Below are 15,516 nucleotides of genomic sequence, written 5' to 3' on the forward strand. Positions count from 1 at the left end.
TATTCAATTATTATTTTGGGAAATGGGGTCTGACCCCTTGGAGGTGCTGTATGGACGATTTGTTGTTTTTGGCGGAGGAGCTTAGCCGGTTGCTTCGTCCTTCGGTGGATGAGGATCAGTTGACGGTTCGTGAAGGGCTTTCTCTTTACCGTCAGGGGTTAGTTAAGGTGACTTCTGAGGAAGAGAGCTCGGTTTATGCTGTTGTTCAGGATGGAACGCCAAAAGAGGTTGAATTCGATATGCTATTTTGGGTTGCATCTGAATGCACATGTGATCATCAATCGATCTGTACGCACAAGATTGCGGTGTTTTTTCACTTGTACGCGAGCATTTCTAGTCCAGCGGATTGGGTCCTTAACTGGTCTCAAAGCGACAAGAATACAAAAACTCAAGCAACGCTTCCGGTTAAACCTGCTAGTACCCTACTGACAGAATCAGAACCGTTCGAACAAAGCTATGATAGCTGGAAGAATTTCACGAGAGAGTCTTTCACAGAACTAATCGAAGATCGATTCACAGAGAACTCTTTTGTCATGGAAAATCATATCCAGCACTATAAATCAACGCTTATGTCTAAAGCTCCTAGGGAATCGAATTGGAAATTACTTTATCAATTCATCACGTCCACGTTCACTTTACTGAACACATTCAAGCTGATGGATGAACATCGAAACCAACCCTATACCATACGGGCCTTTTACCAGCTAGTCGACGATTTATTCGATTCTTTGCATTCGATGATTTACCGCTTAGCAAACCGATCACGTCCATTCGCCTTTGATTCCTTTATAAGCAATCTATCCGAAGATACAATCGATCTATTACGGGGCAATGAAGGCTTGGAATATGAAAAAGTCGATTTATATCGTGAACTATGGACCCATTTATTCTCGAAGAAAGCACCTCGAAAAGTAGAGTCAGAACGAATCGAAAAGAAGCTTTCGACGTCAACTTTAAGTGAGATAGAGCGCTCGACTCACTCCATTGCTGCTATTCACCTCTACGTACTGGATAACCAATATGACAAGGCGATACCATTGTTGCAAAATCTCACATTTAACGATTGTCCTTATCTATATTATTGGATGAAACAATTTGCGGACCAGGACACACATCAACGCAATTTGCCTTTTATTGAATTTATTATCCGAAATCTGAATGATTATTTAACGGATATAAATGATTATTATGCTTGTAATGACCATGTTCGTATCTTAGCGAAACCGATCTATGCTTCTTGTACGAAATTGAAACGCTTTGATTTACTTGAAAAATTTTACCGAGAAGCGCTTCCATATAGTTATTGGGAATACTCGATGTTTCTTTTTGAGCAGCAAAATTATAAAAAGTGGACGGATTTAATCATTTATTCTGGCGTAACGCTTGATGCAATCGGCCAAGACATGATTAAAACGGTTGTAGCGAGTGACCCTAAGATTATCCTGCCGCTTTACCACCATGCCGTACAGCAAACCGTTTCTTTAAAAAACCGGGCTGCCTACAAACAAGCCGTTCGGTATTTGAAAAAAATGCGAACGATCTATAAAAAGATGAAACAGGAGAATGTATTCGAGAATTACTTGGACTATATCTCTCTTTCCACAAAACGATTGCGGGCTTTTCAAGAAGAACTGCAAAGGAGTAAGCTAATCGATGGATAACCGAAAAACATTAAAAGTAAAAATTGCAGCAATCGGAAGCGGGAAATACTCCATTGCCATCGTCACCCCTGAAAATACATATGTAAATCCCGAATCTGTTCGTAGGCTGTTATTCTCTTGGGATGAAGCAAGCTTCTACGGCACTAGACTGACTGTTGATACGATCGATACCATTCCAGTATTTATCGTCAATGCCTGGGTCCTTCTGAATTTATTTTCTAAAGAAGGATTTAACTCATTTATTGACTGGGAATGGTCAGAGCTCTCTTCTCTATGTCTCTCAGCGGCACCTGTCCTTCATGAAGCGATTGAAAAGGGCGTGCCCGTACCTGACTTTACTAGCCTGCAACATGAACAGGTCGGTTGGACATTGCCAGAGGAAGTACTTGAGGAATTCGTACCTGCCTTTTGGGAGGAAAAAGTCTACACAGATATTCACGCTGAAAATGAAGAAACGAAACAGGCGTTTATTGAAGCATGGTATAACGATGCAGCGAACGCTTATCTTTCCAGCTATTCAAGCCTTAAAAATAAATGGGATGAAGCACTTACTGCTTTAAAAGACACTCGACTTACAGCTGAAGAATTGCAAACCTTTTTTGATGAAGAAAGCTGGAGTGCTTGGTTAGGGATTGAAGAAGATACTAAACCTTTCGTCATCGGGTTGAAATTAACGGAGCCGATTGACGGAGTAGGTCCGTGGAATTTGACTACTTTTTTACGTTCAAAAAAAGAAGAAGACGTTGTGATTGATTATCCAGCTAAACGATTACCACGCGGCTGGAATAAATATGCCAGTGAAATCAAACGAACCGTCGATCGCTGGGTTTCCGTCATTCCATGGCTCAGGTCTGCAGCGAATGGCTTCAAAGAGGAACTAAGTGAGCCGGAAGCTTGGGATTTTCTAACGGATGCTAGTGAAAAGCTGTTGTTTTTAGGAGCTGAAATCCTGCTTCCTTCTTGGTGGTTGGCTCTAAAAGAGTCTTCCCTGAAAGTCAAAGCGAGAGTAAAAAGCTCTTCAAATCGTGGTCCTTCGTATGTTGGAATGCAAGCCTTAATGGACTTTGACTGGCGATTTTCCTTGAATGGAGAAGACCTTTCAGAAGCCGAGTTCCAAAATCTCGTAAATGAAAAACGACGCCTTGTCTATATCCGTGGGCAATGGGTCAAGCTGGATCCACAATTCATCAAACAAATTCAAGAACTCATGGAAACAGCCAACGACAAAGGCCTACAGTTAACCGATTTACTGCAACAGGAATTCATGAATGAACAAGATGAAGTAGAAGATGATGATACGAATCAAATGTTGCACATTCAATTCGAATTAAATCAAGAGCTTCGTAAAATGGTCAGCCGTTTACGTGAAACGAAGAACATTCCGATTCTACCTGCACCAAAGACCTTCCATGGTGAGCTCAGACCTTATCAATCACTTGGTATGAGCTGGCTTTTATTTCTACGGGAGCATGGCTTTGGCGCCTGCCTCGCAGATGATATGGGTCTTGGAAAAACTGTACAAATGATTACCTACTTACAGCACGTAAAAGAACTGCAACATAAGGAGAACCCCTCTGTGATTGATGCGGAAGATCAAGAAGAAGCTGTTATTCCTCAGGCGATTGTGGAAACCCAAGAAAATGAAGAAGATGCTGAAGGGAGCACAACCGAAGACGTTTTGGATATTCAAAAAGAAGCGATTCCGGTTCAAGCCTCCCTTATTATCTGTCCAACATCTGTCCTTGGTAATTGGCAGCGGGAACTAGAACGATTCTCACCAAATTTAAAGGTTTACCTGCATTATGGAACAACTCGTGTGAAAGGTGAAGCCTTTGTTCAAACAATCGCAAAATATGATATCGTGTTGACTTCATATGGGATCACTCATCATGATTTTGATGCCCTCTCATCCGTTTATTGGAATACGATTATTCTTGATGAAGCGCAAAATATTAAAAATGCCCAAACAAAGCAATCTCGTTCCGTTCGGAAGTTTAAAGGCCGCCATCATGTCGCTCTTACCGGTACACCGATGGAAAACCGATTAAGCGAATTATGGGCGATTTTTGATTTTATCAACAAAGGCTATCTTGGATCACTTAAGCAATTCTCGGATAAATATGTCGCTACGATTGAACGTGAAGATCAAAAGGACAAAATTAAAGAGTTGCAACGCCTGATTACACCATTTCTGTTAAGAAGAACGAAAAAGGATAAAGATGTTGCCCTTAATCTCCCGGATAAGCAGGAACAAAAGGAATATGTTCCTTTAACAACGGAACAGGCTTCACTCTATGAGCAGCTTATTAAAGATACCTTTACAGACATTGAAAAGCTGTCAGCGTTTGAGAAAAAGGGAATTATTCTGAAGATGCTAAACAAATTGAAGCAATTGTGCAACCACCCTGCTTTATACTTAAAAGAAGATGCTACATCAGATATTATGGCAAAAAGCAAACGCTCGGGTAAACTCGAAAAGCTAACCGAGCTGGTTGATGCTGTTCAGGAGAGCCAGGAAAGCTGCCTCATCTTCACGCAATATATCGGGATGGGGAATATGATGAAGGAATTGTTAGAGAAGCGGTATAACATCGAGGTACCCTTCCTAAACGGCAGTGCTAGTAAAGCACAGCGAGATACGATGATTGCCAGATTCCAGGCAGGCGAATTTCCGATCTTCATCCTATCGCTTAAAGCGGGTGGAACTGGATTGAACCTAACCACAGCCAATCATGTTATTCACTATGACCGCTGGTGGAATCCTGCTGTTGAAAACCAGGCAACCGATCGAGCCTATCGGATTGGTCAAAAACGTTTTGTCCATGTCCATAAGCTCATTTGCACCGGAACTCTTGAAGAAAAAATTGACATGATGATTGATAAAAAACAAGCTTTGAACGACGAAATTATTAACGGTGACAATTGGATTACCGAATTATCAACAGACGAAATTCGGGATCTTGTGTCCTTGCATTAAAGAGTAGGTACGAATTGCCGGATTTGACTATATTATTTAAAACGCAGCCTCTCTACACTTCGAGGCTGCTTTTACTGATTGAATTACTTCTTTTTTTCACATTACATTCCCGACTTTTCCTGAGTACGACTAAATCCAGAAAAAAAGCCGATTTCGGACCAGTTTCTCCAGTAAAAGTTAGAACGTTCGCTACCGCATTCAAAGATTACAAGCTAGAACCTAAGATTTACGGGCCAATATGCTCTTTTCGAGCCGGAATCGAGATTTGCACGCTAGATTGGGTACTTTGCATGCCGGATTCTTCATTTGCGTGCCAGTTTGACCACTTTGCGTGCCGGAATGAAAATTACGTGCAAAACAAGTTTCAGTCCCATTCAACCTTATAGAAAAGCAGAAAAAGTCAGCCATATCCGGCTGACTTTTCTAATTAGTTCTTCATTCTTGGATCGAGCGCGTCTCGTAATCCATCTCCCATTAAATTGAAGCCAAGTACAGTTAGCATGATAGCCACCCCCGGGAATAAGACAGTCCAAGGTGCTTGAAGAATATATGCGCGAGATTCCGCTAGCATTTGGCCCCATTCTGGAGTTGGGGGCTGTGCACCTAAACCTAAAAATCCGAGTGCCGCACATTCAATGATTGCTGACGCGATTGCCAACGTACTTTGTACAATAATTGGAGCAAGGCAATTAGGGAGAACATGTTGGAAGATAATCCGACCATCTTTCATTCCAACTGCCTTCGCCGCTGAAATATATTCTTCTTCTTTTACCGAAAGCACCCTTGAACGAATCAACCTGCCGAATGTCGGTACATTTATGATCGCAATGGCAATTAGAGCATTCCTAAGAGATGGCCCAAGTACAGCAACAATCGCAATCGCAAGCAAGATACTAGGAAATGCTAGTAATATATCAAAAATTCGCGAGATGATCATATCTACCCATTTTCCATAATAGCCAGCGAGAAGGCCTAGTACGAGACCTACAATCACGGAGCCAGCTACAGAGACAAATCCGACCCAAAGCGATAAACGAGCACCAAAAATGATCCGACTTAGAATGTCTCGACCATATTCATCTGTACCAAACCAATGCTCAGCTGAAGGGGATAAATGTTTATCTGCTAGTTTCTGAGACTCATATGAATATGGTGCAAGTAAATCTGCAAACAGAGCCATTAAGATGAAAAACACAACGATTAATAACCCGATAACAGCTACTTTATTCTTTTTAAAACTTCTCCACCCTTCTTTCCATGGAGATATGGCTGTATCTTCTACAGGCTGCCTTGCGAGCGGGGATTTGTTGTTTACAAGTTCTGCCATGTCACGTCCCTCCTACTTATACTTAATTCTTGGATCGATTGCAGCATATAATAAATCGACACATAAATTTATGATGACAAAGATAAAGGCAATCACTAAAATCCCAGATTGAACGACAGGATAATCCCGGTAGTTAATGGCGTCGTAAATATAGGTGCCAATCCCAGGCCATCCGAATATGGTTTCCGTCAAAATGGCTCCGCCAAGAAGCAATCCTGTCTGCAAACCAATGACAGTCACGACTGGAATTAAGGCATTTTTAAAAGAATGCTTATAAACCACCCAGAACATTCTCATCCCTTTTGCACGAGCTGTTCGAATAAAGTCTGAACGCATGACCTCCAGCATGGATGAACGTGTCATCCGCGCAATAATGGCCATCGGAATCGTTGCTAAAGCGATGCTTGGAAGAATTAAGTGGCGGATCACTTCAAAGAATTGATCAAACCTTCCTTGAAGGAGTGTATCAAGTAAATATAAGTTCGTAATCGCTTCAACTGGATCTCGGATATTATCTCGACCCGTTGTAGGTAACAGATCCCATTGAATCGCAACGATATATTGTTCCATTAATCCAAGCCAAAAGATTGGCATAGAGACGCCGATAAGCGCGATAATCATCGCGATATAATCAAACCAGGAATTTTGAAACCATGCAGATATGATTCCAGCATTCACTCCAATTACGACCGCTATGATCATAGCGATAATGGCAAGTTCTATTGTTGCTGCTAAATATGGCCAGACTTCCTCAGCAATTGGGGTGCTTGTCTTTAAAGAAACACCTAAATCTCCGGAAAATAGGCCACCTAAATAACCAAAAAATTGCATGTACCAAGGTTGATCCAGACCGAGCTCCTTTGTCAAAGCAGCAACTGCTTCCTTCGATGCCTGTTGACCTAAAATAAGCTGGGCTGGATTACCCGGAATTGCACGGACCATCATAAAAACGATAAACGCCATTCCCAGTAGGACTGGAATTAACGCACCTAGACGCCGAACTGTAAAAGAAAACAAAATGACCACCTCTTCTTTGGGCATCTAAATATTTTCTAGATAGAGTATTTAGTTGACCCAAGCCTTATCTGAATATTAGTCTCGTTGAAATTTATTCTTCACATTTTTTCGAAAAACAAGGAGCATGTTGCAACCATACTCCTTGTTCCTCTTGATAGATATCGTACTATAAAAATTAGAATGCGCTTCACTCTGATATGTCGGCCTAAATCAATCTCTAAATTCCTAGATCAATAGCCATTTTCATATTATTCCCCTACAGTTACATCGATAAAAGATTGTGTTCCCGTTGGGTGCGGTGTGAATTCTTTAATTTCTTTTATGCCTGCGAGAAGCGGCTTAGAGTGTGCAATTGGAACCCAGGGAGCTTCTTCGTGAATAATTTCTTGAGCTCGCTTGTAAAGCTCAATACGTTCTGTTTCATTAGGATTTGATTGTGCTTGGATTAAAATATCATGCAATTCATCATTGCTATAACGTGAATAGTTGTTTGAACCAATGTTATCTTTATCTAAAAGTGTATAAATAAAGTTATCTGCATCACCATTATCCCCAGTCCATCCGAGCATATAGACGGGTGCCTCGCCAGCTTGCACTTTTTCAATATACGTACCCCAGTCAAATGTAACGATATTTGCTGTAATATTAACCTCTTTCAAAGCAGCTTGAATCGCTACTGCTACTTTTTGTCCTTCAGGCATATATGGTCTTGCAACCGGCATTGCCCATAGATCCATCTCGAAGCCATTTTCAAGTCCTGCAGCTTTTAATAATTCTTTTGCTTTGTCCACATTAAAGTCATAATCTACAATGTCATCGTTATAGCCACTAATAGATGGCGGCATTGGATTTTTGGCAGGTTCTGCAGTACCTTCATAGAAGCTCTTAATTAATTCTTCTTTATTGATTAAATGACTGATGGCCTGACGAACTTCTTTTTTATCAAATGGAGCTTTCTCTGTGTTAAAACCAAGATAGCCGACGTTCATAGACGGTCTTTCGAACACCTGCAACTTGCTGTCTCCCTCTACCTGACCAAGATCACTAGGGTTAAGCCCATCCATTAAATCAATTTCACCTTTAATTAATGAATTGAGTCGAGCAGAGTTATCTTTAATTACTTTAAATTTAACGCCATCCAATTTCGGAAGACTATCTTGCCAGTAATTTTCATTTTTCACAACTTCAATCATATCGCCTGGTTTCCAAGATTTAAAGACGAACGGGCCTGTCCCTACAGGATGTTTCGTGAATGCATCACCAGATTTCTCTAATGCTGTAGGACTTGCAATCGCAAACATGCTCATGGCTAAGTTTTTCAAGAAAGGCGCTTGCGGACGGTTTAGTGTAAATACAACCGTATGCTCATCTTGTGCTTTCACTTCTTTAATTACATGACCTTCGTCACCTTCAAAACCGCCAAACATGGATGCATAATAAGCAAACTTTGCTTCATTTTTACTCTGTGCCCAGCGTTGAAAGTTCTTTACAACTGCTTCAGCGTTAAAATCAGTATCATCGTGGAACTTGATTCCTTCGCGTAGGTGGAATGTATAAGTCAATCCATCTTCAGAAACGTCCCATGTATCGGCAAGTCCTGCTTCAATTTCTGTATTATCCTTTTTATAGTTTACAAGTGTTTCAAAAATTTGTTCTGTGACGATAAACGATTCCCCTTCTGTCGTTATCGCAGGATCAAGTGCGGTAGAGTCTGCTCCTCGGCCATAAATAAGCGTCCCTCCGGTTGCCTTTGAATCTCCTGAGCTTGTGCTGCTTTCTTTAGCTTTTCCGCAGCCAGCGAGCGCAGCCGAAAGTGCAAGAATACAAATTAATACGATCCAGCTTGTCTTTTTCATGATTTTCCCCCATTGATTTTTTATTTTACTAATCTATGTCTACGTATACTTAGTCATATAAATGACAAGCTACGTGATGACCTTGTTCAAGCTCTTTTAATTCAGGTCTTATATTCGAACACAGCTCCATTGCTTTTGGACATCTTGTATGGAACGGGCAGCCTTTCGGCGGATTTACCGGACTCGGAACATCGCCTTGGAGAATAACTCGTTCTTGCTTGTAAGTTACATCCGGAATAGGTACCGCGGATAATAGCGCCTGTGTATAAGGGTGAAGCGGATTTCGGTATAAGTCTTCACTTTCCGAAATTTCCACTAACTGCCCAAGATACATCACACCTACACGATCACTAATATGACGAACAACGCCGAGGTCATGCGCGATGAATAGATACGTTAATCCATATTCTTTTTGTAAATCTTGAAGTAGATTCAACACTTGTGACTGAATGGATACATCTAAAGCAGATACCGGCTCATCTGCGATAATTAGCTTTGGATTAATGGCAAGTGCTCTAGCTATTCCAATCCGCTGCCGCTGCCCACCGCTAAACTGGTGAGGATAGCGTGACGCATGATAACTACTAAGTCCAACAACCTCTAATAACTCTTGCACACGTTGCTTTCTTCCCTGCCTATCCTTCACACCATGAACAATTAGTGGCTCCTCTAGAATTTTTCCAATGGTATGTCTGGGATTTAACGAGGCAAATGGATCTTGAAAGACCATTTGCATTTCACTACGCGTTTTCCTCATTTCATTGGTGGAGAGCTTCGTAATGTCTCTCCCTTCAAAATAAATAGTTCCATCACTGGGTTCAAGGAGTCTGAGAATCATCCGACCAGTCGTCGATTTACCGCAACCGCTTTCACCAACAAGTCCAAGTGTCTCTCCTTTTTTTATCGAAAAAGAAATGCCGTCAACCGCTTTTACAGAACCTACTGTTTTTCCTAAAATCCCACCTTTAATAGGAAAATGCATTTTCAGGTTTTCAACTTGAACTAATGGCTGAGTCATAAATGTCTGCCCCTTTCCCGTCTCCATATAGCCAACAACGCACTTTTTGACCATTATTGAATGGCTGTAGCGGAGGGGCTTCGCTTAGACAACGATCCATTGCATGCGTACAACGCGGAGCAAATTGACAGCCTAGCTTTTGACTACCTGGTTTTGGCACCTGCCCCGGTATTGAATACAATCTTTCCTTTTTTTCACGCATGTCAGGTACAGATTGTATCAATCCGACCGTATACGGATGCTTCGGACTCTGGAAAACAGTAGGAACATCTCCTTCTTCAACTATTTTCCCAGCATACATGACAACCATCCGCTGACACATCTCTGCAACGACTCCTAGATCATGGGTAATCATCATAATTGCCGTGTTCGTTTCTCGATTCAATTTTTTCATTAATTCTAAAATTTGTGCTTGAATCGTAACATCAAGTGCGGTAGTTGGTTCATCCGCAATCAACAATTCCGGTTCACAAATCATCGCCATCGCAATCATGACCCGTTGTCTCATTCCGCCAGAAAGTTGATGCGGATATTCATCCATCAACGCTTCTGCCCTCCCCAGTCCGACCAGTTTCATCATTTCTATAGCTCTTGCTCTTGCTTGTTTTTTATTCCATTTCCTATGTATTCTTAACGACTCTGTTAATTGTTCTCCTATCGTAAATAATGGATTTAAACTGGTCATTGGTTCTTGAAAAATCATGGCAATTTCGTTCCCACGAATCTTCCTCATTCTCGCTTCAGATGCAGTAGCTAAATTTTCTCCTTTAAACTGAATCTTACCCTGTACTTTTCCAGTATTCGTGGGAACAAGTCCCATGATTGATAAAGAAGTCACGCTTTTTCCACAGCCTGACTCTCCGACAATTCCCAATACTTCGCCAGGTTCAAGATGGAAACTTACGGAATTCACCACTGGAATTTCTCCAGTATCCGTTCGAAAACTTGTCTGCAAATCTTTCACTTCAATCATTGGAGATTCCACGAATTTCCCTCCTTTATAAATAAATAACATTTCTTCCAGTTAATTAATTGAATTATTGCATTAATACGAAAAAATAACAATCTATATTTCAGAATATTTTAATTATTTGCATATCTATAATAAAAAATTAGATAATCTGGTTAAAAACGAAAAAAAGACTGCAAAATGCAGTCCATATTTGAGGCTCATTAGAGGAATCAATCATATTTTTCGAAGTTAATCGGGGTTTGTCTTACGAGGATTACTAAACCAGTAGTCCCTTAGCATACATGTGATAAAGGTTTTTCTATATAATTAAACATGTATAGATCATTTATTCTCAAGTATAATAAGTCGTTGTTGAAGTACTGCATATTGTTCCGATAAATAGATATATTGCGTGTTAAAACGATTTAAGCGCGATTCCATTTCTGCGAGGTGACTTTCATTTTTTGAAGTTTTGGCTTGGGTCTTGGCTATATAGCGAATTAAATCGCCCATAATTTGTTCGATGCGTTCTATTTGCTGGTGATTGTAGTGTAGGGGTGCAGCTGTAAATGGATAAATCGTCTGATTGTCTTCTTTTAAAAAATTACCAAATTGAAAGCTATTTCTTGTCATATTTCACCTCAATAACCGTTATCCTTTAATATGTTCAAATTCTGGTTGCTGCTTATTTGCTGGTTTCGGACCAAGGAATCTTACTGCTTCTGCGACTACCTCTGTTACATAGACTTTCTTTCCTTCTTGGTTATCATATTTTCTCGTTTGAATTCTTCCTGTAACCCCGATAACTGAGCCCTTTTGACAATAATTCGCTGTATTCTCGGCCGTTTTTTGCCAAAGCGTACATTGAACAAAATCTGCATCAAAATCTCCTGCTTGATTACGATAATTTCGGTTTACCGCTAATACAATGGTAGAGACTGCCTTACCCTCGGCTGTATAGCGCAGATCAGGATCTCGCGTTAACCGGCCGACTAAAGTTACTTGATTAATCACATTCTCATCTCCTTCCAATCTATTTGTACCCATCATACATAAATTTATTGTAAAAGAAAAACCGCGAAATCTGCATTTTGATACGCCTTTTTTGTTGATTATTATTGATATCTCGCTTAAAAATCCTATTTTCAACGCACTTCTACAGCCAAAACTAGATTTTCAACATTTCCTCACTTTTTTAAAGTCGAATCTCATTTAGATTATGATTCGTTCCTCATTTTCAGATATGTTATAATAAGCAAAAATAAGGAAAGTTTCTATGCATAAGAAGAATGGAGGAATGGCATGAAATCATTCAAATTAATTTCACTACAAATTGTAACTGAGCGAAATGAACTATTTAATGTGGGGCTTACAGATGGATTGATTATTAACAAAGAAGATGATTTAAATACGTGGATTCTCGAAGCCTTTTTACCTAAACCATATTTCGATAAAATTCAGCATGTACTGCCTTTATTGAATGGCGAAGTGACTGTTCAGGCTGTCATCACAAAAAAAGAGAATGGCCCTGCTGCGTTTGACACTGTCCTCCGTTCAATCAAAGAAGTTGATGGCCATGTTAGCATCGTATTTGAAGGTCATTTGCAAAGAGCCCGTAGTAAGTATGCAGAGTTACTTCTTGAGGATTTAATCGACAAAGGCATTTCCGGCGAGGACTTACTTACGCAATTCAAAGAAAAAATCATTTCTCAGCCTCCATTTATCACTACAAAAAAATCATAAAGTGCGTGTTCAAAAAGAGCCGAGAAGTTCGAGAAAAGACAGAGCTTTGGTGCAATTCGCAAGCTTTTTTACCGGGCTTTTTGAACAACCTCATAAAGCGTGTAACTCCTCACTGGCAAAAGCCAATGAAAAAAGCAAAAGCAAAGAACTCTTTGCTTTTGCTTTTTTCATTTACATATTGTTGACATGTCTCATTCGTTCAAGTTTGCAGAGGGAATTTACGAAAGGATATAAGTGCTTCAATATGACTTTTTTATTTGGAGTTTGTCAATTCCCTTGTGAGCTTCTCTATGACAAAACGAGCTTCCGCGCGACAAGTATAATCATATTCTGTTTTCGTAAGTTTTTGCAGTCGTTCTATCTCTTCCATTTGCTCTTTCTTCGGTTTTTCTGAAAGAATCTTATTAATCGTTTCATTAATTTTCACCGCTAATTCCTCATGAAACTCCGAATTCGCTTTTATATCATTGCTTACCTTATCATACCAAGTAGCTGATTTATTTAAGTATTCTTTCCATTCGCCCATGTACGCTTCATAATCAAACTGTTTTTCATTCCAGTTGATTTTGTTCATATATTGCTCAAAAGTAATTGATATAGAGCGAGTTATACTTATTTTTACTCCTGGTGAAAGATCTTTTAACATTTTATAAAATGGACCTCCTACATTTAGCTCCTCTGCTCTTGCTAAAATCATATCAAATATCGCCAGTAAAAGGAATCATTTATAACAATTAAATTATTTTCGTTATAGAATCGAAACAAAACAGGCGGAGATTACCACCTGTTTTAATAAAAACTATTTGTTATCTTCATGCTTATGTGTACCATTCATATTTGTATCTCCATTGATATTCGTATCTGTTCCATTTAAGTCGTTGTTATCTACTCCATCTTTTACATCATTTTTAAGATTATTTTCTTTTTGATTTATGTCTTTGTCCAAATCTGGAGCAACATCATTCCCTGGTTCATTTACATTGTTATCCATTGGGACATTATCTTTTTCAGGAGCAGGATTATTGTTATCGTTCGTCGCACATCCCGCTAACATCATTATTGATAAAAATGAGTACCCAAGCAAAGCTAATATTCTTTTTTTCACCATGTTGTATTCCTCCTTATGTTGTGAGCCATATTCTAATGGTCCTTATTTAGAATACCCGAAAAAGGGAATTTCTCTCGTTTCTATAAAAGTAACATTTTCCAAATTTTCCTCTCGCGGACAAAAAAAGAGAGCACGGAATCTTTATCCGTACCCTTTGTTACTCTACTATTATGATTTATCTCCAAAGGCAAACATAATATCTGTTTCACAAGCAATTTCGCCATCTACAGTGGCCACTGCTCTTCCTTTGCCAATAGAACCACGCATTCTCGTGATTTCAACTTCAAGTTTTAATTGGTCTCCTGGAACGACTTGTCTCTTAAAACGACAGTTATCAATTCCAGCAAAAAAGGCTAGTCTCCCTCTATATTCCTCTTGCTTAAGCATCGCTACTGCCCCTACTTGAGCAAGTGCTTCCACAATAAGCACACCAGGCATGACTGGATACTCAGGGAAATGACCATTAAAGAAAGATTCATTTGCTGAAACGTTTTTCAAGCCTACTGCACGTTTTCCATCTTCCACTTCAATTATGCGATCCACTAATAAAAAAGGATAGCGATGCGCAATAATTTCTTTAATTTGATTAATATCAAGCATTCCTTTTTCCTCCTTATAAGAAAAGCCATCACCAGTTGACCTGGATTGGCCCTCTATTTCTCGCTGTATACTAAATCAAAAATGTGAGTCCAGGTTGACTTTTTAAATACATCAACCATTGCTCCGCCACCCATCATACTATAGCCGACAATTGATCCGGAGACTACTGATACAACAATCAATACTGTAACAAGTAACACCCTGAACCAAAGCGGTAACAGTCTGATTCGAATTTTTCGTTTCGTCTGTTCCTTATTTTCCTTTTTCTGTTTAAAATCATCTCTGGTTAAAGTTTTTTCTTCCATGCTTGTGTACAATAGCTCCTTTTTATCCCGGTTTAACAGGCCGTTATGCCCCCATAATAATCAGCGGCTTGATCTTTATTGATGGATGTTTCACTTATCTGATACTGTTCACTATTCCTTGCATTTGATCAGCCATTGTAATCGCTCTTGATTGGAATTGATATTGTCGCTGAACCATAATCAGATTAGACATTTCCTTCGACAAGTCTACATTGGAGCCTTCCAACGCTCCTTGTGTCATAGAAATCTCGCCGCGCAAGCCGCCTGTTAATGATGTCAAAATATCTTCTGCATTCATATTCAATTGGTTAAAATTTGAGGGGAGTGCTAATACATTACCGCCTAGCTGCTCCATAAATTGCGGCTTCTTAACAGACACAATGCCTAACTCAAAGGTTTGTGTTCCTCGATCACTCGTCTCTATCTTAATCTGTCCATTTTCGGACATGCTAATATCTGTTACATTCCCGTTTACAACAATTGGGCGGTTGAATTCATCAAGAACAGAATTCCCATCACCCGTAACAAGCATAACTTGATGATCATTTCCATCTACAGGTGTCATAAAAAAGGCTCCATCACGTGTATAGCGTATGTTTTCTCCATTTGCATCTGAAACACGTACACTAAAAAACAAATCCGGCTTTGTAAAGGCGGCATCTAGGCTACGATTCGTCGTTTTTAATGAACCTTGTGTCAGGATAAGTTGTGATTGACCAAGTTTGGCCCCTGTTCCTTGGCGTATTCCATTTGGCGTCAAACGCCCGATTTCCTGAGACGCAGTTGTTTGATTATTGAATTGCTGTACAAGCAGATCCGTAAAATTTGCTTCTTTCCGTTTATAGCCTGTTGTATCCACGTTTGCTATATTATTGCTAATCGTATCCAATTTTAGCTGAAGCTGAGAGAGTGTATTAGTTGATGTAATCATCATGCGATTCACTATATTTCC

15 protein-coding genes are annotated in these 15,516 nt (G+C 39.8%); 3 read left to right on the forward strand and 12 right to left on the reverse strand.

Annotated features, from left to right (window positions below):
* Nucleotides 1–50 precede the first annotated feature (50 nt).
* Complete coding sequence (locus tag JNUCC23_RS21120; RefSeq protein WP_062185473.1) at nucleotides 51–1,661, forward strand: hypothetical protein; 1,611 nt, start codon at nucleotides 51–53, stop codon at nucleotides 1,659–1,661.
* Nucleotides 1,654–4,638 carry a DEAD/DEAH box helicase gene (locus JNUCC23_RS21125; RefSeq protein WP_454213459.1) on the forward strand — a complete coding sequence of 995 codons (2,985 nt, stop codon included), beginning with the start codon at nucleotides 1,654–1,656 and terminating at the stop codon, nucleotides 4,636–4,638. The genes JNUCC23_RS21120 and JNUCC23_RS21125 overlap by 8 nt, the downstream gene beginning before the upstream one ends.
* Nucleotides 4,639–5,065: 427 nt before the next feature.
* On the opposite strand, the gene nikC is transcribed toward JNUCC23_RS21125, so the two are convergent.
* The 7 genes from nikC to JNUCC23_RS21160 form a co-directional block, all read right to left on the reverse strand.
* Nucleotides 5,066–5,965, reverse strand: a complete 900-nt coding sequence (gene nikC, locus JNUCC23_RS21130; protein ID WP_454213461.1) for a nickel transporter permease — start codon at nucleotides 5,963–5,965, stop codon at nucleotides 5,066–5,068.
* 12 nt (nucleotides 5,966–5,977) lie between these two features.
* Complete coding sequence (locus JNUCC23_RS21135) at nucleotides 5,978–6,982, reverse strand: ABC transporter permease (RefSeq protein ID WP_062185463.1); 1,005 nt, start codon at nucleotides 6,980–6,982, stop codon at nucleotides 5,978–5,980.
* A gap of 248 nt (nucleotides 6,983–7,230) precedes the next feature.
* Nucleotides 7,231–8,838, reverse strand: coding sequence for an ABC transporter substrate-binding protein (locus JNUCC23_RS21140; RefSeq protein WP_454213463.1), 1,608 nt, complete (start codon nucleotides 8,836–8,838; stop codon nucleotides 7,231–7,233).
* Between the two features lie 49 nt (nucleotides 8,839–8,887).
* Nucleotides 8,888–9,856, reverse strand: a complete 969-nt coding sequence (locus tag JNUCC23_RS21145) for an ABC transporter ATP-binding protein (protein ID WP_403075947.1) — start codon at nucleotides 9,854–9,856, stop codon at nucleotides 8,888–8,890.
* Nucleotides 9,831–10,841: an ABC transporter ATP-binding protein gene (locus JNUCC23_RS21150; RefSeq protein ID WP_454213465.1), complete on the reverse strand. Its 1,011-nt coding sequence runs from the start codon at nucleotides 10,839–10,841 to the stop codon at nucleotides 9,831–9,833. Before JNUCC23_RS21150 ends, JNUCC23_RS21145 begins: the two co-directional genes overlap by 26 nt.
* 309 nt (nucleotides 10,842–11,150) lie before the next feature.
* Entirely contained in the window at nucleotides 11,151–11,441 is a 291-nt protein-coding gene (locus JNUCC23_RS21155) for a hypothetical protein (RefSeq protein ID WP_403075955.1), read from the reverse strand.
* 18 nt (nucleotides 11,442–11,459) lie between these two features.
* Nucleotides 11,460–11,822: a single-stranded DNA-binding protein gene (locus JNUCC23_RS21160; RefSeq protein WP_062185453.1), complete on the reverse strand. Its 363-nt coding sequence runs from the start codon at nucleotides 11,820–11,822 to the stop codon at nucleotides 11,460–11,462.
* A 288-nt stretch (nucleotides 11,823–12,110) separates the two neighbouring features.
* Here JNUCC23_RS21160 and JNUCC23_RS21165 point away from each other — a divergent pair, with 288 nt between their 5' ends.
* Nucleotides 12,111–12,551 (forward strand): YwpF family protein, encoded by a 441-nt coding sequence (locus tag JNUCC23_RS21165; protein WP_062185451.1) that lies wholly within the window; start codon nucleotides 12,111–12,113, stop codon nucleotides 12,549–12,551.
* 253 nt (nucleotides 12,552–12,804) lie between these two features.
* Here the strand turns inward: JNUCC23_RS21165 and JNUCC23_RS21170 are convergent, their stop codons facing one another.
* The 5 genes from JNUCC23_RS21170 to JNUCC23_RS21190 form a co-directional block, all read right to left on the reverse strand.
* The gene (locus tag JNUCC23_RS21170; RefSeq protein WP_403075960.1) at nucleotides 12,805–13,248 is read right to left on the reverse strand and encodes a hypothetical protein; all 444 of its coding nucleotides are present in this window, start codon (nucleotides 13,246–13,248) and stop codon (nucleotides 12,805–12,807) included.
* 102 nt (nucleotides 13,249–13,350) lie between these two features.
* On the reverse strand, nucleotides 13,351–13,659 hold the full coding sequence (locus tag JNUCC23_RS21175) for a hypothetical protein (RefSeq protein ID WP_454213469.1): 309 nt from the start codon (nucleotides 13,657–13,659) through the stop codon (nucleotides 13,351–13,353).
* Between the two features lie 168 nt (nucleotides 13,660–13,827).
* A complete protein-coding gene (fabZ, locus tag JNUCC23_RS21180; protein WP_062185447.1) occupies nucleotides 13,828–14,259 on the reverse strand; it encodes a 3-hydroxyacyl-ACP dehydratase FabZ in 432 nt (143 codons plus the stop codon).
* A gap of 53 nt (nucleotides 14,260–14,312) precedes the next feature.
* Entirely contained in the window at nucleotides 14,313–14,564 is a 252-nt protein-coding gene (locus tag JNUCC23_RS21185) for a DNA-directed RNA polymerase subunit beta (protein WP_062185445.1), read from the reverse strand.
* A gap of 94 nt (nucleotides 14,565–14,658) precedes the next feature.
* Nucleotides 14,659–15,498, reverse strand: coding sequence for a flagellar hook-basal body protein (locus JNUCC23_RS21190; protein ID WP_454216166.1), 840 nt, complete (start codon nucleotides 15,496–15,498; stop codon nucleotides 14,659–14,661).
* Between the last annotated feature and the right edge of the window lie 18 nt (nucleotides 15,499–15,516).

This window comes from Peribacillus sp. JNUCC 23 (genome assembly GCF_053653995.1).